This is a genomic window from Streptomyces sp. ActVer (assembly GCF_027270795.1).
In the GTDB taxonomy this organism is placed as follows: domain Bacteria; phylum Actinomycetota; class Actinomycetes; order Streptomycetales; family Streptomycetaceae; genus Streptomyces; species Streptomyces umbrinus_A.
On the sequence record NZ_JAPWHT010000911.1, the window covers coordinates 1 to 1,214 of the forward strand.

A 1,214-nucleotide genomic window follows, 5' to 3' on the forward strand; every position below is an offset into this window, starting at 1 on the left:
CCACCATGCACATCACCACCCAGACCCACGCCGCGCTCAACCTCGCCGACGAGACCCGCGCCCGGGCCGAGCAGCCGCAGACGGACGGCGCCCGCGGACACGACGACACCGAGACCCTGCTCACCTACCGGGCCGCCGCGCTGTACGTCGCCACGGCCGCGTACAACGAGGCCCGCACCATGCCCAACCCGGACAAGACGCTCGACGACATGTGCGACGCGGTGCCGGAGATGATGCCCGCCGTGTGCAAGGTCGTGAGCGCCGCGCCCGAGTTCGCCGAGATCATGCGGGACGTGATCGCTGACTACCTCTGGGCCTTCACGGTCATCGAGCACGCTCGCGCCGAGGTCGGCCAGAACTTCGGCTACGTCTTCGACGTGATGGCGGACTACCTCAAGGGCGGGGCCGACCCGCAGTCCGTGCGGGACGAGGTGTCCCGCGTGTCCGCGCGGCTCCGCATCGAGAACGCCGTCGCCGCGGCCTCGGACGCCATCAGGGCGGCCGTGACCATGGCGCTCGCCGGACTCACCACGCAGCCGCGCGATGTGGCCAGGCAGTTGCACGAGGCCATCGACGACGCGCAGGCCGAGCACCTCGCCCTCCCGACGGTGGGCGGCATGAGCCTCGAAGAGGCCGAGTCTTCCGAGGCGGTCAGCACTGCGTGGGAGGCGATGGCGCGGGCTCTGGCCTCGTCGGCGGACCGCGACCTGACGGTGGGGGCGCTCCGTGGCGCGCTCCGCATGGCCGTCGAGGAGGCCTGCGCGTAGCCCACCAGGACGGCCCGGGGACGGCGACCCTACCGCCGCCCCGGGCCTTGGCCGACACCTGCTAAGACAGGAGATCAGACCCGATGCAGAACGTACCCGAACTGACCACCCCCGGCCGCCGCCTCGTCGCCGCGGGCGTCATCCGCCGCAGCGCGGACCGCACCCTCACCGTGCGCGTCACCGCGGCCGGCGTCACCGGCACCATCCGCAAGGGGGCCGGGCGATGACCGAGACGTGCCCCGCACCCACCGCCCCGGCCTCCGTGCCGAGCGACCTCGCGATCGCGGTGAGGATCGCCCGCACGCTGCTCGCCGACTACAACGACAGCAGCGCGGATGGCTTCTCCTACCCCGAGGCGTACGGCGCTCTCGCCGAGGCGCTCCGCATCCTGCTGCGCGCCGTCGGTGTCGAGCCGGACGCCGGAAACGTTCTGCGACCGCAGGAAGT

At 72.6% G+C, this 1,214-nt stretch carries 2 protein-coding genes and 1 pseudogene; all 3 read left to right on the forward strand.

Going from position 1 to position 1,214, the window contains the following annotated elements; translation table 11 throughout:
- Positions 1-767, forward strand: a 767-nt coding sequence (locus O3Q52_RS53255) for a hypothetical protein (RefSeq protein WP_269655570.1), incomplete at its 5' end; no start/stop codon positions are given.
- 83 nt (positions 768-850) lie between these two features.
- Positions 851-994 (forward strand): hypothetical protein, encoded by a 144-nt coding sequence (locus tag O3Q52_RS53260; protein ID WP_269655571.1) that lies wholly within the window; start codon positions 851-853, stop codon positions 992-994.
- Positions 991-1,214: pseudogene (locus tag O3Q52_RS53265) on the forward strand (hypothetical protein); the annotation flags it as partial. The gene O3Q52_RS53260 and the pseudogene O3Q52_RS53265, both read left to right, overlap by 4 nt.